Consider the following 19,768-nt stretch of genomic DNA (forward strand, 5'->3'; position numbering starts at 1 on the left):
AATACGAGTCACGATTAAATGGTCCGGAAGTCAACGGCTTCCGGACCATTTCCTTTGCCCAGGGGGCCCCGGCGTTTACAGGCACCAGGGGCGCCTATAGTCTGAGCGCCCTGGACGGCTTAGGGGGCACGGTTTGCGAGCGGAGGAGACCTCCTCAGGGGATTCCGACAAGGCCCTCTTGGCCCGCCATGTCGCAGGAGACCCGGATGCCTTCGGTGAGCTGGTACGACGCCACCGCGACCGGCTCTGGGCGGTGGCGCTGCGCACCCTGGGGGACCGTGAGGAAGCCGCCGACGCGGTGCAGGACGCCCTGATCTCCGCCTACCGCGCCGCCCACACCTTCCGCGGGCAGTCCGCCGTCACGACCTGGCTGCACCGGATCACCGTGAACGCCTGCTTGGACCGCGCCCGCAAGACCGCCTCCCGCAGGACCTCACCCGTCGACGACGCCGAGCGGCTGGAACACCTCCTGGAGCCCCACGAGGCGGCCTCCGCCCCGGCGGAGCGCAAGGACCTGCACCGAGAGCTGCTGGACGCCCTGCGGACGCTCCCTCCGGAGCAGAGTGCCGCCCTGGTCCTGGTCGACATGCAGGGCTACCCGGTCGCCGAGGCGGCCGGAATCCTCGATGTCGCCACGGGAACGGTGAAGAGCCGCTGCGCCCGCGGCAGGGCGCGCCTGCTGCCCCTGCTCAGCCACCTGCGTCCTGCCAAGGACGGGGACGACGGAGACGGGGACGATGGCGCGGGCGGCCCCAGGGCTGCCGGCACGGCAGGCGATAAAGGAACGACGACCGATAGGCAGAACGAGACCGCCCGGGGGAGCACCGGAGAGAATGACGGCGGGCCCGGAGGAAGAGGAGAGTACGCAGGAGGCCGCGGAGGCGGTCGCGGGAGGATCAGGAAGCCCCGCGATGGAAGGAACCGGACGGACGACGCATCCGTCCCACCCGCGAAAGACCCTAGAGGTACAGACAACTCAGCTTCTGTGAAGGGCGGAGGTGGGCGAGCGTGACATCCACGACCGGCGCAGCCGGGCATCCTGACGTGGACCAGATCTCGGCGCTCACCGAAGGCCTCCTCCCCCCCGACGAGCGCGCTGAGATCGAGGCGCACCTTGAGGGGTGCCCCGACTGCTCCGACATCCGTGCCTCCCTGGAGGAGGTCCAGGTGCTCCTCGGTGAGCTGTCGGGTCCCATCTCCATGCCGGACGATGTCGCCGAGCGCATTGATGCGGCTCTGGCAGCAGAGGCCCTCATTGCGACGTCCCAACCCTTGTCCTCGGGGGGGACGCATGTTTCACGTGAAACATCGCCCGGAGAGAGCCCGCGGACGTCGACCGAACGACCCGCGGGTCATCCGCGAGGTGCCACCGGGCCCGGACGCGCGGGACGTGGATCCAGGAAGCGTCGCCGGACCATCACCCTGGGAGCGGTCTTCACTCTGGCCGTCCTGGGGCTGGGCACATTCCTGGTCCAGTCGCTCGACGGCGACGACTCATCCAAGCGACCGCCCGAGGCCTCCAGCGCCCACCCGTCCGGCTCCCGTCAGACCTTCTCGCCGCAGAGCCTGGAGGGGCAGGTGACATCGCTCCTCAAGAAGCACCCCTCCAAGTCCGCGCCGGATCATGAGACGACGGGCGGATCCGACTCCGTTACGCCCTCTCCCACGCAGACGCCGTCGCTCGATATGGGGTCGCCCGAGACTCCGCCGAAGACGGCGGCTCCTCTCCACTCCGGGATCGCTGCGTCGGTGCCGGACTGTATCCGCAAGGGCATCGGCCGGGTCGAGGAACCGCTCGCCGCGGAGCAAGGGGTCTTTCACGGCACGGAGGCCTATCTGGTGGTGCTCCCCCATGAGACGGACCCCAGCAAGGTCTCGGCCTACGTGGTGGATGCAACCTGCACCCACCGCCCCGCCCTGCCTACCGGCGCCATCCTGCTGACCCAGTCCTATCCGCGGGACTGACGACCTCCGGCACGGAGCTCCCCCGGCACGCTGGCGCGCTCCTCCCGGCACTGGCGCTCCCTCCGGTCCTGGCTCCTTCCGGTTCCTGGCTCCCTCCGGTGCTGACACTCTTCGGCACTGACAGCCTCCACCCATGACATCCTCTGACGCCCGGCTGACGGCACCGTCTGTTCAACGTGAAACCGGTGTGCCCAGCAGATCCCCACCGGGTCTGATGGAGCCTTCTGATGTCTCTGAGGGGTGGCTCTGAGGGGCCTCGACACACGCTTCGACCAGGCTCGGAGACGTAGGGAATGCGCGCCCCGTAGGATCCGTTGGGTGGTGTGTGAGTCCAGAAACGGCTCCCGCCAAGAGCAGCAGACAGTCCCCAGAGACGAGGAATCAGCCGTGAGCGACGTACGTAACGTGATCATCATTGGGTCTGGGCCCGCCGGGTATACGGCGGCGCTCTACACTGCGCGTGCGTCGCTGAAGCCGTTGGTGTTCGAGGGGGCCGTCACCGCCGGTGGCGCGCTGATGAACACCACCGACGTCGAGAACTTCCCCGGCTTCCGGGACGGCATCATGGGCCCCGAGCTGATGGACAGCATGCGAGCTCAGGCAGAGCGCTTCGGAGCCGAGCTGCTTCCGGACGACGTGGTCTCCGTCGACCTCACGGGTGAGATCAAGACCGTCACGGACACCGCCGGCACGGTGCACCAGGCAAAGGCCATCATCGTCGCCACGGGCTCGCAGCACCGCAAGCTCGGCCTGCCGAACGAAGACGCCCTGTCCGGACGCGGAGTCTCCTGGTGTGCCACCTGCGATGGCTTCTTCTTCAAGGACCAGGACATCGCGGTGATCGGTGGCGGTGACACCGCCATGGAGGAGGCCACCTTCCTCTCCCGCTTCGCCAAGTCGGTCACCATCGTGCACCGGCGTGACTCCCTGCGCGCCTCCAAGGCGATGCAGGACCGTGCCTTCGCCGACCCCAAGATCAAGTTCGTCTGGGACAGCGAGGTCGCCGAGATCCAGGGAGACCAGAAGCTCTCCGGCCTGACCCTACGCAATGTAAAGACGGGCGAGACCTCGCCGCTCGCGGCGACGGGCCTGTTCATCGCGATCGGCCACGACCCCCGTACCGAGCTCTTCAAGAGCCAGCTCGACCTGGACGACGAGGGCTACCTCAAGGTGGAGTCCCCCTCCACCCGCACCAACCTCACTGGTGTCTTCGCCGCCGGTGACGTCGTCGACCACACCTACCGTCAGGCGATTACCGCGGCTGGTACCGGCTGTTCCGCGGCCCTCGACGCAGAGCGGTTCCTTGCCGCTCTCTCCGACGCCGAGGCCGCGTCAGCCAGCGCCACCGTCTGATCCACCCATCTATACCGATCCAAAGGAGCTAGCCGTGGCCGGCACCATGAAGCACGTGACCGACGACACCTTCGAGCAGGACGTCCTCAAGAGCGACAAGCCCGTCCTGGTGGACTTCTGGGCCGCCTGGTGCGGTCCGTGCCGCCAGATCGCCCCTTCCCTGGAGGCGATCGCGGACGAGTACGGCGACAAGATCGAGGTCGTCAAGCTCAACATCGACGAGAACCCGGGGACTGCCGCGAAGTACGGCGTCATGTCCATCCCGACGCTGAACGTCTACCAGAGCGGCGAGGTCGCCAAGACCATCGTCGGTGCCAAGCCCAAGGCTGCGATCGTTCGCGACCTTGAGGAATTCATCTCGGAGTGACGCGACGGCGCTGTTTCACGTGAAACATCAACGGGCCAACCCTCACGGGTTGGCCCGTCGTCGTATCAGTCGTCGTACCGGAGGTGTCACGCCTCTCGGAGACGTGATGCCTCTCGGAGGCGTCACGGGCTGTCATGCCTCCCAGGAGCGTCATGCCTCCCAGAGGCGCCCTGCCTCAGAGCGGTCGCAGCGCTGGCTCCTTCTGCACGGCGCCAAGAAGACGGTCGATCGCCATCTCGACGTCCTCCTTCCATGACAGCGTCGTCCGCAGCTCCAGCCTCAGCCTCGGATAGGTGGGGTGCGGGCGGACGGTCTTGAAGCCCACCGCGAGCAGATGGTCGGCGGGGAGCAGGCAGGCCGGTTCCTTCCAGCGGGCATCGCCGAAGGCTTCGATTGCCTTGAAGCCCCGCCGGAGCAGATCCTTCGCGACCGTCTGGACGATCACGCGGCCCAGACCCTGCCCCTGGTAGCCCGGCATGATCCACGCGGTCATCAGCTGAACGGCGTCCGGCGATACGGGGCTCGTGGGGAAAGCCGTGGAGCGCGGCACGTAGGCCGGGGGCGCGTAGAGCACGAAGCCCACCGGCACGTCGTCGACATAGACGACGCGGCCGCACGATCCCCACTCCAGGAGCACGGCGGAGATCCATGCCTCCTTCTCCAGATCGGGAGTGCCGGCCTTCTCCGCGGCCTGACCGCTGACGGGGTCCAGCTCCCAGAAGACACAGGCCCGGCAGCGCTTGGGAAGATCCTGAAGGTTGTCCAGCGTGAGCGGTACGAGCCGACGCCCCATGAAGGCAGTTCCTCACTTCCTCCGCCGCCCGACGCACCACGGACGGCTGGCCAGAGCGCCCCGTTCCCCAGCAGGCTCTCAGCGGTCGTAGTCGCCGACCGCCCCCGGCACGGGCCTTGCGGTCACAGCACGGTACGGCTCACCGTCTGCATGGCCCCGTCTCTGATGAGCTCCTACCAGGTGAGTGCGCCATACCTGATCGCATCGTAACCACGAAGCGATGGCACCGATACCGTATAAAGCAAAGAGCGGGCCGTGTTCCGGTCCACACCGGAGCACGGCCCGCTTCTGGGTTTCACTCAGCAGGCAGTGGCCAAGGGGCCCTCACATCAGGCGTCCTCGTCCTCCTGCTCCTCCTCCTGAGGGCCGCCTCCAAAGACCGGGCCCTCGCCCGGAGCCAGGGTTCCCAGAATTCGTTCGAGATCGTCCATCGAGGCGAACTCCACGACGATCTTGCCCTTCTTCTGGCCCAGGTCGACCTTCACCCGTGTCTCGAAGCGATCCGAGAGCCGGGTGGCGAGGTCGCTCAGCGCGGGGGACACCCGGGCACCCGCCCGGGGCTTGGGGCGCGGAGCGCTTGCCGGCCGGGACCCCATGAGGGTCACGATCTCCTCGACGGCCCGCACCGAGAGTCCCTCGGCCACGATGCGGTGGGCGAGCCGGTCCTGATCCTCCGAGTCCTCCACGGAGAGCAGCGCCCGGGCATGGCCCGCCGAGAGCACCCCGGCGGCCACCCGCCGTTGGACCGCGGGCGAGAGCTTCAGCAGCCGCAGGGTGTTGGAGACCTGAGGGCGCGAGCGGCCGATGCGGTCGGCGAGCTGGTCATGGGTGCAGTTGAAGTCCCTGAGCAACTGGTCATAGGCGGCGGCCTCTTCCAGCGGGTTCAGTTGCGCCCGGTGCAGGTTCTCCAGCAGGGCGTCGAGGAGGAGTTTCTCGTCGTCGGTGGCACGGACGATCGCGGGGATCCGGTCGAGGCCGGCCTCACGGCACGCCCGCCACCGGCGCTCGCCCATGATCAGCTCATAGCGGGAGGAGCTCACCTGTCGCACCACGACGGGCTGGAGGAGGCCGACCTCTGTGATGGAGGTGACCAGTTCCGCAAGAGCGTCCTCGTCGAACACCTCACGCGGCTGGCGGGGGTTGGGCGTGATGCTGTCGAGCGGAAGCTCCGCGAAGTAGGCGCTGGAGGGCTGCTCCTGGTCGAGCGCCTCGGCGACTACAGGAGCCGGCGAGGACTCCTCCACCTCGGGAGAGACGGTGCCTCTGGGCAGGGTGGCCACCTTGGCCGCCGCCACGCCGCGTTCGGTGCTGAGGACGGGCGCCGGCGTTCCCGACGATGCAGGTGCCGACGACGACCCACTGCCCACTGCCGGGGGTGCGGTCTTCTCGGGTGTCGGGGCCGCAGGGATCAGGGCCCCGAGGCCACGGCCGAGCCCCCTCCGTCGGTCACTCACTGGATCCCCTCCGTGATGCTTGGCTGTTCATTCTGAGAGCCCAGGTGGGCATGCGTGGCGTCATACCGCACGCCGACCCCCCGTAGAGCGATCTCGCGGGCCGCCTCAAGGTAGGAGAGCGCACCGCTCGACCCTGGATCGTAGGTCAGGACCGTCTGCCCGTAGCTCGGTGCCTCCGAGATACGAACCGAGCGCGGAATGCTCGTCCGGAGGACCTCTTCCCCGAAGTGGTTCCGTACCTCGTCCGCGACCTGCGACGCCAGCCTCGTCCGGCCGTCGTACATGGTCAGCAGGATGGTGGAGACATGGAGAGCCGGGTTCAGGTGCCCCCGGACCAGGTCGACGTTCCTCAGCAGCTGTCCCAGGCCCTCCAGCGCGTAGTACTCACACTGGATGGGGATCAGGACCTCCGCGCCGGCCACCAGGGCGTTGACGGTCAGCAGACCCAGGGAGGGCGGGCAGTCAATCAGGACATAGTCCAGCGGCTGTTCATACGCCTGGATAGCCCTCTGGAGCCTGCTCTCCCGGGCCACCAGTGAGACCAGCTCGATCTCCGCACCGGCGAGATCGATGGTGGCCGGCGCACAGAACAGTCCCTCTACATCGGGGACCGGCTGCACAACCTCCGAGAGCGGCTTGCTCTCCACCAATACGTCGTAGATAGAAGGGACTTCGGCGTGGTGATCAATACCCAGCGCTGTGGACGCATTGCCCTGCGGGTCCAGATCGATCACCAGGACCCGACCGCCATGGACCGCGAGGGAGGCGGCAAGGTTCACGGTGGTCGTGGTCTTGCCGACCCCACCCTTCTGGTTGGCGACCACCATGACCCGGGTCTGCTCGGGCCGTGGCAAGCCTTCGCCGGCACGGCCCAGAGCCTCCATGGCTAGCTGAGCAGCGCGACCGATGGGAGTGTCGTCCAGCGGGGCCGGTGTTTCACGTGAAACATCCTCCCCCGCCGTCTCGGTACGGGGACCGGGGACCGGATCGGTCATCGGTCCCGCGATGTTGGCGTCGGACCGCAAGGATTCACTCTCCTCGACTTCAGGCTCGCAATGAACAGAGCCTCCCATGTCTTGGGGGTCGTGAACCAGCGAGGCCTGTTCTTCTGTGGAGAAATCCGCGTTTGTGGACAACTCCGTGCCCTCTTCGGGTGACCCCAGAGCCCCTAGGGGCCTCCGGTCACGCGGGTGAGCCGCAGCGCGACCCCGACTGATGATGCCATGCAGAAGTGAGCGACGTTTCACGTGAAACACGATGCCGAGAGGTCAACGTCACGTCCGCGCGACACTCCGAGATGTGTAGTTTCGGCAGCTTGTGTGGAGTACGGCCTATCGCCAAGACGGATGACCGTCGGCCCCGAATTCAACCCCAGGAGGGAAGACCGACCACGTAATCATTCCGTGATCATGACTCCGACCAGGGCGGAACCATGATCACGGTGACCGTCGACGTCGCGAGCGCCCCGTCCGGGCCGCCTTGGCGCGCTTCGCAGCGAACCTCACTCCACCCGGGCTCTCCCCGACCTCGACCCGCACCACCGTGGCCGGAGGATCCACGAGACCTTCACCAACATGCAGCACGGAGGTCTCGACGGCACCGAGTTTGCTGAGCGCCGCTCGGGCTCCCTTCACCTCTTGCTCCGCGGTGTCGCCCTTGAGCGCCAGCATCTCCCCGTACGGCCGCAGCAGCGGCACGCCCCACCCCGCCAGCCGGTCGAGTGGAGCCACGGCGCGGGCCGTGACCACATGGACGGGCGTCACGGTGCCGAGGACCTCCTCGGCCCGGCCCCGCACCACGCTCACATGGTCGAGCCCCAGCAGCTCCACGACCTCGCCCAGGAAGTTGGTACGGCGCAGCAGCGGCTCCAGGAGCGTGATCTTCAGGTCGGGACGGACCAGCGCCAGAGGAATGCCGGGGAGGCCGGCTCCCGAGCCCACATCGCAGACCGATACGCCCTCGGGTACGACCTCGGAGAGCACCGCGCAATTGAGCAGGTGGCGCTCCCAGAGCCGGGGCACCTCACGCGGGCCGATCAAGCCGCGCCGCACCCCGACATCGGCGAGCAGCTCTCCATAACGAATCGCGTCCGGCAACCGTTCGCCGAAGATCGCTCGCGCCGCCTCGGGCGCCGGGGGGAGCTCAGCTACCTCCGTCACGGGGACCGTCCTTCCGTACCGTGCCGCGCACGGCTGGTGACTATCAGGCTGGCAAAGATCGGCCCCGCCTGCGAACAGACGGGGCCGGAGGTACTCGACGATCAGGCGGGGAGCACCACGACAAAGCGCTGGGGTTCCTCACCCTCGGACTCGCTGCGAAGGCCGGCGGCCTTCACCGCGTCGTGCACCACCTTGCGCTCAAAGGGGGTCATCGGGTCCAGCCGGACCGGCTCGCCGGAGCTCTTCACGTCCGCAGCGACCTTCGCGCCCAGCTCGGACAGGTCGGAGCGCTTCTTGGCGCGGTAGCCGCTGATGTCCAGCATCAGCCGGCTGCGGTCGCCGGTCTCGCGGTGCACGGCGAGGCGGGTGAGCTCCTGGAGAGCCTCCAGCACCTCGCCCTCGCGCCCGACCAGCTTCTGCAGATCACGGCTGCCGGCGTCGCTGATGATCGACACCGAGGCCCGGTCGGCCTCGACATCCATATCGATGTCGCCGTCGAGGTCGGCGATGTCCAGCAGGCCTTCCAGGTAGTCAGCGGCGATCTCGCCCTCTTGCTCCAGGCGGGTCAGACTGTCGTCCGCCTCGGCAGCGGCCTCGGTGGTGCCTTCCGTCACGGATGGACTCCTTCTTACTTCTTGGACGGGTGCTTGGGCCGCTGCTGGCCCTTGCGCTGTCCGGACTTGGCTTGGCGGCCGTTACCGCCGGACGACGCCCGGCTGCGGGCCGGCTTGGACGGCGCCTTGGCGTCCTGGGGCTCTCCTCGGTCGTCGTTCCCCTGCTTCTCCAGCGAGGGCTTCCCGGCTGCGGACCTCTGCTCCTCGGGCTTGCCGCCCCCCGAGCCCTGCGTCTCCTCGCCCTCGCCGGGCTTGCCGCCCCCGGCAGGCTTGGCCCCACCGGAGCCCTGGGCACCGCCACCGGACTGGGCGCCACCGCCGGACTGGGCGCCGCCACCGGACTGCCGCTGGGACTTGGACTGCCGCTTGGGCTGCTGGCGCCGAGGAGCGCCGCCACCGGCCGCCGGGCCCGTACCGCCGTCCACCGCGCTCTCCACGCCCGCAGCGGCCTTCACGCTCTCGCTGGACACCACCGTGCCGTCGGCCTGAGCGGCCAGCCCGGCCTTGTTGAGCCCGTTGATGAACTTCCGCTCGAACTCGTTGCGGTCCCGGCCCTTGGCGACGATGGCCTTGATGATGGCGCGGTCGCGACGCCTGCTGCTCTTGCCGTGCTCCGCGATGTGCTTGTGCAGCCGCTCCAGGTAGGAGGCCTGGGCCTTGGAACCCGGGGTCGGGTTGTTGTGGATCACGTACATCTGCTGGCCCATGGTCCACACGTTGGTGGTCAGCCAGTAGACGAGCACACCGACCGGGAAGTTGATGCCGAAGACGGCGAAGATCAGCGGGAAGACGTACATGAGCATCTTCTGCTGCTGCATGAAGGGCGTCTTCACCGTGGTGTCGACGTTCTTCGTCATCAGCTGCCGCTGCGTGTAGAACTGCGAGAACGACATCAGGATGATCATGACCGCGGTCACGACCCGGACATCCGTCAGCGAGGCGCCGAGCTGGGCGACCTTGTCGGAGCTGTCCAGGAACTTCGCGGCCAGCGGGGCGCCGAAGATATGCGCCTTCTGCGCGCTCTGCAGCAGCGGCTGGTCGATCACGCCGATGGTCTTGCCGGAGGCGATACCGCTGAGTACGTGGTAGAGGGCGAAGAAGAACGGCGACTGGGCCAGGATGGGAAGGCACGAGGAGAGCGGGTTGGTGCCCGACTCCTTGTACAGCTTCATCATCTCTTCGGACTGACGCTGCTTGTCGCTCTTGTAGCGCTCCTGGATCTTCTTCATCTCAGGCTGCAGCGTCTGCATGGCGCGGGTCGCCTTGATCTGCTTCACGAAGAGCGGGATCAGGCAGATCCGGATCAGAACCACGAGGGACACGATGGACAGGCCCCAGGCCAGCCCCGTATCGGGACCGAAGATCGCACCGAACAGCGTGTGGAACTGAACGATGACCCAGGAAACGGGTGTCGTGATAAAGCTAAACAGGCTGGCAATGCTGTCCACTAATCAGGCTCCTTGCGCATGGGTCGGGGTCTCGGCGACCGGGCTCTGGGTCTCGGCGGGGTGGTCCCCGGAAGGCTCGCCGGCGGCGGAAGGCCCGCCCTTGCGTGTACGCCATGCGTCACGCAGCATTTCGTGCCATCGTGGACGCTTACGCGGTGGTACGTGATCCACGCCACCGAGCGACCAAGGGTTGCAGCGCAGGATGCGCCAGGCGGTCAGTGCCGTGCCCTTGACCGCACCATGCCGGTCGATGGCCTCGTATCCGTAGTGGGAGCACGACGGGTAGTACTTGCACACAGGCCCCAGCAACGGGCTTATCGTCCACTGATACAACTTGATCAGGGCGAGCAGTGGGTACTTCATCGCGCACCCCCTCCCAGCAATCGCTGAAGAGCGGCGTCCAGGTCTCGGGCCAGCTGTGCGTGGTCCGCGTCGCCCGCGCCGGGCAACGCTCGCACGACTACCAGGCTACCGGCCTGCAGGAGAGCCAATCGGTCCCGCATCAAGTGCCGAAGCCTTCGTTTCACTGTGTTTCGCGTCACGGCTCCGCCCACAGCTTTGCTCACGACGAAACCCGCACGCGCCGGGGGAACGGTTTCCCCGGCCGCGTGCGGGTCCGTTGCACCGCTGCGGAGGTGGACGACGAGGAGCGGGCGCCCGGCCCGGCGTCCCCGTCGTACCGCGGTCGCGAAGTCCTCGGGCCGCCTCAGCCGATGCTCGGTAGGCAGCACGGCGACATCGGCCTCAGCTCAGACGCTCAGGCCGACAGGCGCGCGCGACCCTTGCCACGGCGGGACGCGATGATCGCGCGGCCGGCACGGGTGCGCATACGCAGCCGGAAGCCGTGGGTCTTCGCGCGGCGACGGTTGTTCGGCTGGAAGGTGCGCTTGCTCACTCGGGGGCTCCAGAAGGGTGTCGGTGGATGACGGCCGTCGCGTGGCCGTCACCGTGCGCCCACGATTAGCTCGCCTACGCCCAGGTGCACCGCTTGCCGACCACTCTGTGTGGTCTTCACCCAGTGAAAGCTCTTCACAGGCATGCGGCAGCAGCCATCGACAACTCGACCTCGTAACGGTACGGCGGCCTAGGCCATTGGGTCAAACCAGCAACCGCGGTGCAGGGCCCCGCGTCTCCTGCGAGACACTATGCACAGCCTGTGGACAACAACTTGAACCGTACGGGCGCCCTGACTACCGTGGCTGGACTCCGATTCGTCCGTTCCATTCCATGACCCGGCGACCCCTCGTCGTCAGTTGCGCCACCCTGTCGAGAGCCCCGAGCGCCCCTCGGCCCGAGTCCTTCCCCGGGCTCCTCAAGATCTACCGACCCGTCCCGCGCGGCATCCGTGCGCGGGACCTGTGAGAGAGCGTGCCCTGTGGCTGACGTACCTGCAGATCTTGCCGCAGTGTGGCCACGAGTTCTCGAGCAGCTCCTCGGAGAGGGCCGGGGCCAGCACAGCGTCGAGGCGAAGGACGAGCACTGGATCAGGCGCTGCCAGCCCCTGGCGCTGGTGGCCGACACCGCCCTGCTCGCCGTGCCCAACGAATTCGCGAAGGGCGTACTGGAAGGCAGGCTCGCGCCGGTCGTCAGCGACACGCTGAGCCAGGAGTGCGGCCGCCCGATCCGCATCGCGATCACCGTCGACGAGTCCGCGGGGGAGCCCCCGAAGCCGTCCCCGAGTCCCGTACCCCCGCAGCGCTACGAGGAGCCGGAGCTGCCGCCCCGCGCGGACCAGCTCCCCACCGCACGCCCCGCGTACCCGGAGGAGTACGAGCGCCGCGAGACCGGCGGCTGGCCCCGGTCCGCTGACGACCTCGCCTGGCAGCAGCCCCGGCTCGGCTTCCCCGAACGGGACCCGTACGCCACCTCCGCCCAGCAGCCGGGCCGCGACTACCACCAGGCGTCCCCCGAGCACTCCCCGTACGAGCAGGGCCGCCCCGGGTACGAGGGCGAGCGCCGCGGCTACGAGCGGGAGCGCTCCGCGTACACCCCCGAGCGCTCCGCTTACGAGCAGCAGCACGGCGACTACGAGTCAGGGCGTTCCGAGTACGAGTCGGGCCGTTCCGAGTACCAGCCGGCCCGTCCCGGATACGAGGGCAGGTCCGACTACGCCTCGGGCGCCGCTCGTGGCGAGCGGCCCGAGCCGGCGTCCGCGGGGATGCGCGGGCCCGGCATGCCCGGTGCCGGTGGTCCCGGGGGGCCCGGCGGGGTGCGCGGCGGTCCCGGTGGCGTGTCGCTGCCGGCGCCCAGCGGCGCGCCCGGTCCGCTCGCGGCTCAGCCCGCGCCCGCTCCGGGGCCCGGTGAGCCGACGGCCCGGCTGAACCCGAAGTACCTCTTCGACACGTTCGTCATCGGTGCCTCGAACCGTTTCGCGCACGCCGCCGCGGTGGCCGTCGCGGAGGCGCCCGCCAAGGCGTACAACCCGCTGTTCATCTACGGGGAGTCCGGCCTCGGCAAGACGCACCTGCTGCACGCGATCGGGCACTACGCCCGCAGCCTGTACCCGGGCACGCGCGTGCGGTACGTCAGCTCGGAGGAGTTCACCAACGAGTTCATCAACTCCATCCGCGACGGCAAGGGCGACAGCTTCCGCAAGCGCTACCGGGAGATGGACATCCTGCTGGTCGACGACATCCAGTTCCTCGCGGACAAGGAGTCGACGCAGGAGGAGTTCTTCCACACGTTCAACACGCTCCACAACGCGAACAAACAGATCGTGCTGTCCTCGGATCGCCCGCCCAAACAGCTGGTGACCCTGGAGGACCGGCTGCGCAACCGCTTCGAGTGGGGCCTGATCACCGACGTCCAGCCGCCCGAGCTGGAGACCCGGATCGCGATCCTCCGCAAGAAGGCGGTCCAGGAGCAGCTGAACGCTCCGCCGGAGGTGCTGGAGTTCATCGCCTCGCGGATCTCGCGGAACATCCGCGAGCTGGAGGGCGCGCTGATCCGCATCACGGCGTTCGCCTCGCTCAACAGGCAGCCGGTGGACCTCGGCCTCACGGAGATCGTCCTCAAGGACCTCATCCCGGGTGGCGAGGACGCCTCCCCGGAGATCACCACGACCGCGATCATGGCGGCCACGGCGGACTACTTCGGCCTCACGGTCGAGGACCTGTGCGGGTCGTCGCGGAGCCGGGTGCTGGTGACCGCGCGGCAGATCGCGATGTACCTCTGCCGTGAGCTCACGGATCTGTCGCTGCCGAAGATCGGTGCGCAGTTCGGGGGGCGGGACCATACGACGGTGATGCATGCCGATCGGAAGATCCGGGCGTTGATGGCGGAGCGGCGGTCGATCTACAACCAGGTGACGGAGCTGACGAACCGCATCAAGAACGGGTAGGCGGCTACGCCGCCGGAGTGCCGGGTTCCCGTGGTGCTCCGGTGTCCCCGGGGGGCCTTTCCGCGGTTCGGTCTCCGGGGCCCGGCGGGCTTCTGCCTTGCGGCCGGCTTCTGCCTTGCGGCGGGCTTCTGCCTTGCGGCGGGCTTCTGCCTTGCGGCGGGCTTCTGCCTTGCGGTGGGCTTCTGCCTTGCGGCGACCGCTTCCTCTTCCTCGTGGCGGTCCTCGCGGCCCTTTCCAGGCGGGGCTGCGCCCCTTTCATCGGGCCGGTGGGGTGGTGTCGGTCGTTTCCGGACCACCTGGCAGTGGTGCTTGCTCGCGCCGTTCCCCGCGCCCCTTCGAAGCGGGGCTGCGCCCCGATCAAACGGCTGCCAAGCGGCCGCGCCCGATCTCGTCCCGGACCGGGGCAGGCGCCTTCCGCTGCCGTAGCGCACTGCCCACCCCGCGGCGCTCTCGCCGCCCCCCTTCCTCGGCTGTTCGATTAGTCGGGGGGACACGGGTGTTCTCCACAGATTCGGGGACTTCTTGCCGTCCACACCCTGGGGAGGGCGGAGTTGTCCAGATGGCGTCCACAGCGGAGGGGGTCCGAGATCCCTCGTTCCAGGTCAACCACCTGTGGATTCGTGGACAACCTCCCTCCACAGACTGTGGACGGCGGCGCCGTCCACAGTGCCTCCCGTCCGTTGTCCACCGGCCGCCCACAGGCTGTGGGCGGTTGTCCCCAGCTTTGCCCAGCTTCTCCACAGCGCTGTCCACTGTTCGGCAACACAACGCGCGCTCTCACCGGGTCGAGTGAAAGGCGTCACATCGAGGGGCTCGCATGGCCTGTGGGCAACGTGGGTAAACCTGGGGACGCCGCTGGGGAGAAGTGGCTCCGCCCTGTGCATCGGGTGTGCAGAACTTTCCCCCGTCCACAGAAACCCGGGGTTGTCCACGGGCTCCGCCCACAGGCACGGTGGACAAAATATGCGCTCTGAGCTGCGTAAACGGGGTTATCCACGGTTTCCACAGGCCCTACTACTACTCCCACTTGGAGAGAGTAGGGAATCCGTTTCGAAGTGGGGGCTGTGCACAACTCGCGGCTCGCGGCGACACGGCGCTCCAGAGCGGGGCGGCATGACTTGACCCCGACGGGCTCCTAGTGTCAGTGCTGTGCGCCAGACTGTTCCCCGGTGTTCTTCCCCGTACGGGAGGAGCCGACACCGAGTCAGACGGCGGATCGCGACCAGACGGCACGGCCGGGGCGGAACGCACCGGCGGCAGCAGAGGCAACAGCAGAGAGAGGCCGGCACCACACAGCCGGCCACAGCAGGAGGCGGCTTACGGTGAAGATCCGGGTGGAACGCGACGTACTCGCGGAGGCAGTGGCCTGGGCGGCGCGCAGCCTCCCGGCCCGTCCGCCGGCGCCTGTCCTCGCCGGCCTCCTGCTGAAGGCCGACGACGGCGCACTCAGCCTCTCCAGCTTCGACTACGAGGTCTCGGCCCGGGTCTCGGTGGACGCCGAGGTCGAGGAGGAGGGCACCGTCCTCGTCTCCGGCCGCCTGCTGGCCGACATCTGCCGCGCCCTCCCCAACCGCCCGGTGGAGATTTCCACAGACGGTGTACGGGCGACCGTGGTCTGCGGCTCCTCCCGCTTCACCCTCCACACCCTGCCTGTGGAGGAGTACCCGTCGCTGCCGCAGATGCCGTCCGCGACCGGCATCGTCCCCGGCGAGGTCTTCGCCTCGGCCGCCGCCCAGGTCGCCATCGCCGCCGGCCGCGACGACACCCTCCCGGTGCTCACGGGCGTCCGCGTCGAGATCGAGGGCGACACCGTCACCCTGGCGTCCACCGACCGCTACCGCTTCGCCGTCCGCGAGTTCCTGTGGAAGCCGGAGTCGGCCGACGCCTCCGCGGTCGCCCTGGTGCCCGCCAAGACGCTCCTGGACACCGCCAAGGCGCTCACGAGCGGCGACAGCGTCACCATCGCCCTGTCCGGCTCCGGCTCCGGCGCCGGGGAGGGCCTGATCGGTTTCGAGGGCGCCGGACGGCGCACCACGACCCGGCTCCTCGAAGGCGACCTCCCCAAGTACCGCACGCTCTTCCCCACGGAGTTCAACTCCGTGGCGGTGATCGAGACCTCCCCCTTCGTGGAGGCCGTCAAGCGCGTCGCCCTGGTGGCCGAGCGGAACACCCCCGTCCGGCTCAGCTTCGAGCAGGGCGTGCTCACCCTGGAGGCCGGTTCCAGCGACGATGCACAGGCTGTGGAAAGGGTCGACGCCAAGCTCGAGGGCGACGACATCTCCATCGCCTTCAACCCGACGTTCCTGCTGGACGGCCTCAGCGCCATCGACTCGCCCGTCGCCCAGCTCTCGTTCACCACGTCCACCAAGCCGGCGCTGCTGGGCGGCAGGGCCGCGCTGGACGCCGAGGTCGACGACGCCTACAAGTACCTGATCATGCCGGTGCGCCTGTCGGGCTGAGCCCGTCCCGCCGCAGGGCCGAGCCGATCCGGGCCCGGCTCTGCGGGCGCCACGGAGGCCCGTTCCCCCGACCGCTCGGGTGACGCCTGAGCGGCTGAGCCCACAGGTGTGCATGAAGCACCGGGCGTAGTCTCAGGAGGGATACGAAAGCGCCTCCCCCCCCCAGCTCTCGGCCGCGCTCGAAGCCGGGGGACCCCGTACGTGACGTCGCTACTTAAGGATCACTGATGGAGCTCGGTCTCGTCGGCCTCGGCAAGATGGGCGGCAACATGCGCGAGCGCATTCGCCGCGCCGGCCACACCGTCATCGGGTACGACCGCAACCCGGACGTCGCCGATGTCGGCAGCCTGGAAGAGATGGTGTCCCAGCTCAAGGGGCCCAGGGTGGTCTGGGTGATGGTGCCCGCCGGCGCCCCGACGCAGGCGACCATAGACGAGCTGGCAGGGCTCCTGCAGCCCGGTGACGTGGTCGTGGACGGCGGCAACTCCCGCTGGTCGGACGACGAGAAGCACGCCGTCGAGCTCGGCCTCAAGCGCATCGGCTTCGTCGACTGCGGCGTCTCCGGCGGCATCTGGGGCCTGGAGCAGGGCTACGCGCTGATGTACGGCGGCGACGAGGACAGCGTCGCCAAGGTGCAGCCGATCTTCGACGCGCTCAAGCCCGAGGGCGAGTTCGGCGCCGTGCACGCCGGCAAGGTCGGCGCGGGCCACTTCGCCAAGATGGTCCACAACGGCATCGAGTACGCCATGATGCAGGCCTTCGCCGAGGGCTGGGAGCTGCTGGAGGCCGTCCACTCGGTGACCGACGTCCGCGAGGTCTTCCGCTCCTGGCAGTCCGGCACCGTCATCCGCTCCTGGCTGCTCGACCTCGCCGTCAAGGCACTCGACGACGACGAGCACCTGGAGACCCTCAAGGGCTATGCCCAGGACTCAGGCGAGGGCCGGTGGACGGTGGAGGCCGCCATCGACAACGCCGTTCCGCTGCCCGCCATCACCGCGTCGCTCTTCGCGCGCTTCGCCTCCCGCCAGGAGGACTCCCCGCAGATGAAGATGATCGCGGCGCTGCGCAACCAGTTCGGCGGCCACCAGGTCGAGAAGGCCTGAGACGGTTCGGAAGGCCTGTACGGTCGGGAAGGCCTGAGCTGGGCCGACGGGTCCGAGCCGCCGGCACGGACGGGCGCGCCCGCAGGGGCGGGTGCTCGCACGGACGGGGTCCGGACCCCACCGCAGTGGCGCTCCCGTCCGTGCCAGGGGCTGACCCCGGCCGTGGGACCGCGCGCCGGCCGGCCCCGGGGTGCGCCGCCCGGCGCCCGCGGGTCCGCCGGGCGCCGACTTCTCGGGATCGTTCGGGGTGCCCACGCCGCGCGTGCCGGCGCGTGGCACTAGCATCGCCCACCCGGGCGCACCCGTGGTTCCCAGGGGCCCCGGTGACATCCGTACGTCAGCGACACCGAGCGACATCAGGGGGAGGCCGGCGCCGACCATGCACCTCACGCATCTCTCGCTCGCCGACTTCCGCTCGTACCCGGCGGTCGACGTGCCGCTCGAACCGGGCGTCACCGCCTTCGTCGGCCCCAACGGCCAGGGCAAGACCAACCTCGTCGAGGCCGTCGGCTACCTGGCCACGCTCGGCAGCCACCGGGTCGCCTCGGACGCGCCGCTGGTCCGCATGGGCGCGGAGCGCGCCGTCATCCGGGCCGCGGTCCGCCAGGGCGAGCGCCAGCAGCTGATCGAGCTCGAACTCAACCCCGGCAAGGCCAACCGCGCCCGGATCAACAGGTCGTCGCAGGTCAGGCCCCGTGATGTGCTGGGCATCGTCCGGACGGTGCTGTTCGCGCCGGAGGACCTGGCGCTGGTGAAGGGCGACCCCGGCGAGCGCCGCCGGTTCCTCGACGAGCTGGTCACGGCGCGCGCGCCGCGCATGGCGGGGGTGCGCGCCGACTACGAGCGCGTGCTCAAGCAGCGCAACACCCTGCTGAAGTCCGCAGCGCTCGCCCGCAGGCACGGCGGGCGGACGGGGGCACCTCCCGGGCGAGCGGGTTCGAGCCTGGGGGCGGACCTGTCGACGCTGGACGTCTGGGACCAGCACCTCGCGCGCGCGGGCGCCGAGCTGCTGGCGCAGCGGCTCGCCCTGATCGCCGCGCTGCAGCCCCTCGCGGACAAGGCGTACGAGCAACTGGCGCCCGGCGGCGGCCCGGTCGCCCTGGAGTACAAGCCGTCCGCGCCCGGCGAGGGAGAGACCCGCGAGGAGCTCTTCGAGCAGCTGATGGCGGCCCTCACGCAGGCGCGCAAGCAGGAGATCGAGCGGGGCGTGACGCTGGCGGGCCCGCACCGCGACGACCTGGTGCTCAGGCTGGGCCGGCTGCCCGCGAAGGGCTATGCGAGCCACGGAGAGTCCTGGTCCTGCGCGCTGGCGCTCCGCCTGGCGTCGTACGACCTGCTGCGCACCGAGGACCCCTGGGCGCCGGGGCCGGGACCCCGGCAGCCCGCGCACGGACCGGACCCGGACGCCGTGCAGGCGCCCCCGGACGCGCCCCCGGCCCCCGGCCGCCCCGCCCCGCCGGGCGCCACCCCGGCCGAGACCGGGACCGACACCGCCGCCCTGGCCGCCGGCCCTCCCGACGACCGCACCCGGACCCCCGAGCCGCCCGCCCGCCGCGCCGGCGAACCGGTCCTGGTGCTCGACGACGTCTTCGCCGAACTGGACGCCCGCCGCCGCGAACGCCTGGCGGAGCTGGTCGCCCCGGGCGAGCAGGTGCTGGTCACCGCCGCGGTGGACGACGACGTCCCGGCCGTCCTCGCGGGCCGGCGGTACACGGTGAGCGACGGGAGGGTGGAGCGCGTATGAGCGACGTCACACCGCAGCCGGGAGCGTCCGGCGAGGGCGCCTTCGGCGGCGGACGGCTCCCCGGCCAGGGTGCCCCCGGCCTGCCCGCCGGGGACCCGGCGGCCGCCGCCTCGCCCGGCCCCGACGAACCCCCCGCCCCCACCGGCGTCGACCTCGCCCGCGTCGCCCTGCGGGCCGCGAAGGAAGAGGCACGCGCGCGTGGCGCCCTCGTCCAGCAGAAGCGGCAGGCGCGCAGGGGCGGGCTGAGGTCCGGAGCGCGCGCCGACGGCCGGGACCCCGTGCCGCTGTCGTCCGCCATCAACAGGCTCATCGCCGACCAGGCCTGGGAGACCCCGGCCGCGGTGGGCGGCGTCATGGGCCGCTGGCCGCAGATCGTCGGCGAGGACCTGGCGCACCACTGCGAACCCCTCTCCTATGACGAGGCCCCCGACCAGCGGGTGCTCACCGTCCAGTGCGACTCCACGGCCTGGGCGACACAGGTGCGGCTGCTGGCGCCGCAGCTCCTCGCGCGCCTCAACGCCGACCTGGGACAGGGCACTGTCCAGCGCATCAAGGTGCTCGGACCGCACGCGCCTGCGCGCCGTTTCGGACCTCTGCGCGCCCCCGGCAGCGTTGGCCCGCGCGACACCTATGGGTGACCGTCAGGACACCTCGGGTCACCTCTCCACCCCGTAGCTGGGGGTTGACGGCCCGAAGCGCTGAGTGCCGCCGTGAGCCTCTTAGGGGCGGGGGCCGCATATGGGGAGTCGGCGGCGGCCGGTTCAGGGCGGCACATGCGGACTCAGGTACCCGCAAACCCCCACCACGGTTCGCGGTACCGGTAGACTGAAGCCAATCCTCGCCGATTCGTGGGGGAGCGCTTCGGAGAACGCTGAGGCACCCCCGTACCCGGAGGGATGCAGAGCGACACCGCATCCAGAGGATGTCCACCCACACTGACCCACACCGCGCAACATCCCCCAGAACCGA

18 protein-coding genes are annotated in these 19,768 nt (G+C 69.5%); 9 read left to right on the forward strand and 9 right to left on the reverse strand.

Annotation, left to right across the window (positions count from 1 at the left end; translation table 11 throughout):
- Nucleotides 1-133 precede the first annotated feature (133 nt).
- From sigM to trxA, 4 genes are all read left to right on the forward strand, one after another.
- Nucleotides 134-1,012 carry an RNA polymerase sigma factor SigM gene (sigM, locus tag Sm713_RS28215; protein WP_212912843.1) on the forward strand — a complete coding sequence of 293 codons (879 nt, stop codon included), beginning with the start codon at nt 134-136 and terminating at the stop codon, nt 1,010-1,012.
- A complete protein-coding gene (locus Sm713_RS28220; RefSeq protein ID WP_212912844.1) occupies nt 1,009-1,965 on the forward strand; it encodes an anti-sigma factor in 957 nt (318 codons plus the stop codon). Before sigM ends, Sm713_RS28220 begins: the two co-directional genes overlap by 4 nt.
- A 387-nt stretch (nt 1,966-2,352) precedes the next feature.
- Nucleotides 2,353-3,318, forward strand: coding sequence for a thioredoxin-disulfide reductase (gene trxB, locus Sm713_RS28225; protein WP_212912845.1), 966 nt, complete (start codon nt 2,353-2,355; stop codon nt 3,316-3,318).
- Between the two features lie 34 nt (nt 3,319-3,352).
- The gene (gene trxA / locus Sm713_RS28230) at nt 3,353-3,685 is read left to right on the forward strand and encodes a thioredoxin (protein WP_212912846.1); all 333 of its coding nucleotides are present in this window, start codon (nt 3,353-3,355) and stop codon (nt 3,683-3,685) included.
- Nucleotides 3,686-3,860: 175 nt separating this feature from the next.
- Here trxA and Sm713_RS28235 read toward each other — a convergent pair whose 3' ends face one another.
- The 9 genes from Sm713_RS28235 to rpmH form a co-directional block, all read right to left on the reverse strand.
- Nucleotides 3,861-4,478: a GNAT family N-acetyltransferase gene (locus Sm713_RS28235; RefSeq protein WP_212912847.1), complete on the reverse strand. Its 618-nt coding sequence runs from the start codon at nt 4,476-4,478 to the stop codon at nt 3,861-3,863.
- A 329-nt stretch (nt 4,479-4,807) separates the two neighbouring features.
- Nucleotides 4,808-5,932, reverse strand: a complete 1,125-nt coding sequence (locus Sm713_RS28240; RefSeq protein WP_212912848.1) for a ParB/RepB/Spo0J family partition protein — start codon at nt 5,930-5,932, stop codon at nt 4,808-4,810.
- Nucleotides 5,929-7,005 (reverse strand): ParA family protein, encoded by a 1,077-nt coding sequence (locus Sm713_RS28245; protein WP_212914904.1) that lies wholly within the window; start codon nt 7,003-7,005, stop codon nt 5,929-5,931. The genes Sm713_RS28240 and Sm713_RS28245 overlap by 4 nt, the downstream gene beginning before the upstream one ends.
- A 363-nt stretch (nt 7,006-7,368) precedes the next feature.
- Complete coding sequence (rsmG, locus tag Sm713_RS28250; protein WP_212912849.1) at nt 7,369-8,091, reverse strand: 16S rRNA (guanine(527)-N(7))-methyltransferase RsmG; 723 nt, start codon at nt 8,089-8,091, stop codon at nt 7,369-7,371.
- A 101-nt stretch (nt 8,092-8,192) separates the two neighbouring features.
- Nucleotides 8,193-8,705: a R3H domain-containing nucleic acid-binding protein gene (locus Sm713_RS28255; RefSeq protein WP_212912850.1), complete on the reverse strand. Its 513-nt coding sequence runs from the start codon at nt 8,703-8,705 to the stop codon at nt 8,193-8,195.
- Nucleotides 8,706-8,719: 14 nt separating this feature from the next.
- Entirely contained in the window at nt 8,720-10,153 is a 1,434-nt protein-coding gene (yidC, locus tag Sm713_RS28260) for a membrane protein insertase YidC (RefSeq protein WP_212912851.1), read from the reverse strand.
- 3 nt (nt 10,154-10,156) lie between these two features.
- On the reverse strand, nt 10,157-10,516 hold the full coding sequence (yidD, locus tag Sm713_RS28265; RefSeq protein ID WP_212912852.1) for a membrane protein insertion efficiency factor YidD: 360 nt from the start codon (nt 10,514-10,516) through the stop codon (nt 10,157-10,159).
- Nucleotides 10,513-10,884: a ribonuclease P protein component gene (gene rnpA / locus Sm713_RS28270; protein WP_212912853.1), complete on the reverse strand. Its 372-nt coding sequence runs from the start codon at nt 10,882-10,884 to the stop codon at nt 10,513-10,515. Before rnpA ends, yidD begins: the two co-directional genes overlap by 4 nt.
- Nucleotides 10,885-10,910: 26 nt before the next feature.
- Nucleotides 10,911-11,048 carry a 50S ribosomal protein L34 gene (rpmH, locus tag Sm713_RS28275; protein ID WP_037911426.1) on the reverse strand — a complete coding sequence of 46 codons (138 nt, stop codon included), beginning with the start codon at nt 11,046-11,048 and terminating at the stop codon, nt 10,911-10,913.
- 480 nt (nt 11,049-11,528) lie between these two features.
- Here rpmH and dnaA point away from each other — a divergent pair, with 480 nt between their 5' ends.
- The 5 genes from dnaA (at nt 11,529) to Sm713_RS28305 (ending at nt 19,437) form a co-directional block, all read left to right on the forward strand.
- Nucleotides 11,529-13,493 (forward strand): chromosomal replication initiator protein DnaA, encoded by a 1,965-nt coding sequence (gene dnaA / locus Sm713_RS28280; RefSeq protein WP_212912854.1) that lies wholly within the window; start codon nt 11,529-11,531, stop codon nt 13,491-13,493.
- A 1,322-nt stretch (nt 13,494-14,815) separates the two neighbouring features.
- Nucleotides 14,816-15,952 carry a DNA polymerase III subunit beta gene (gene dnaN / locus Sm713_RS28285; RefSeq protein ID WP_212912855.1) on the forward strand — a complete coding sequence of 379 codons (1,137 nt, stop codon included), beginning with the start codon at nt 14,816-14,818 and terminating at the stop codon, nt 15,950-15,952.
- Between the two features lie 227 nt (nt 15,953-16,179).
- Entirely contained in the window at nt 16,180-17,055 is an 876-nt protein-coding gene (gene gnd / locus Sm713_RS28290; RefSeq protein ID WP_212912856.1) for a phosphogluconate dehydrogenase (NAD(+)-dependent, decarboxylating), read from the forward strand.
- Nucleotides 17,056-17,434: 379 nt separating this feature from the next.
- Nucleotides 17,435-18,799 carry a DNA replication/repair protein RecF gene (recF, locus tag Sm713_RS28295; protein WP_249416746.1) on the forward strand — a complete coding sequence of 455 codons (1,365 nt, stop codon included), beginning with the start codon at nt 17,435-17,437 and terminating at the stop codon, nt 18,797-18,799.
- Nucleotides 18,796-19,437, forward strand: a complete 642-nt coding sequence (locus Sm713_RS28305; RefSeq protein WP_212912857.1) for a DUF721 domain-containing protein — start codon at nt 18,796-18,798, stop codon at nt 19,435-19,437. Before recF ends, Sm713_RS28305 begins: the two co-directional genes overlap by 4 nt.
- The last annotated feature ends 331 nt before the right edge of the window (nt 19,438-19,768 follow it).

The organism is Streptomyces sp. TS71-3, assembly GCF_018327685.1.
Taxonomy (GTDB): domain Bacteria; phylum Actinomycetota; class Actinomycetes; order Streptomycetales; family Streptomycetaceae; genus Streptomyces.

What these genes read in the sequence shown, in the direction of transcription:
- Sm713_RS28235 (WP_212912847.1), bottom strand. Translation starts at nt 4,478, where the DNA reads ATGGGGCGTCGGCTCGTACCGCTCACGCTGGACAACCTTCAGGATCTT.
- Sm713_RS28245 (WP_212914904.1), bottom strand. Translation starts at nt 7,005, where the DNA reads ATGGGAGGCTCTGTTCATTGCGAGCCTGAAGTCGAGGAGAGTGAATCC.
- yidD (WP_212912852.1), bottom strand. Translation starts at nt 10,516, where the DNA reads ATGAAGTACCCACTGCTCGCCCTGATCAAGTTGTATCAGTGGACGATA.
- gnd (WP_212912856.1), top strand. Translation starts at nt 16,180, where the DNA reads ATGGAGCTCGGTCTCGTCGGCCTCGGCAAGATGGGCGGCAACATGCGC.
- recF (WP_249416746.1), top strand. Translation starts at nt 17,435, where the DNA reads ATGCACCTCACGCATCTCTCGCTCGCCGACTTCCGCTCGTACCCGGCG.
- Sm713_RS28305 (WP_212912857.1), top strand. Translation starts at nt 18,796, where the DNA reads ATGAGCGACGTCACACCGCAGCCGGGAGCGTCCGGCGAGGGCGCCTTC.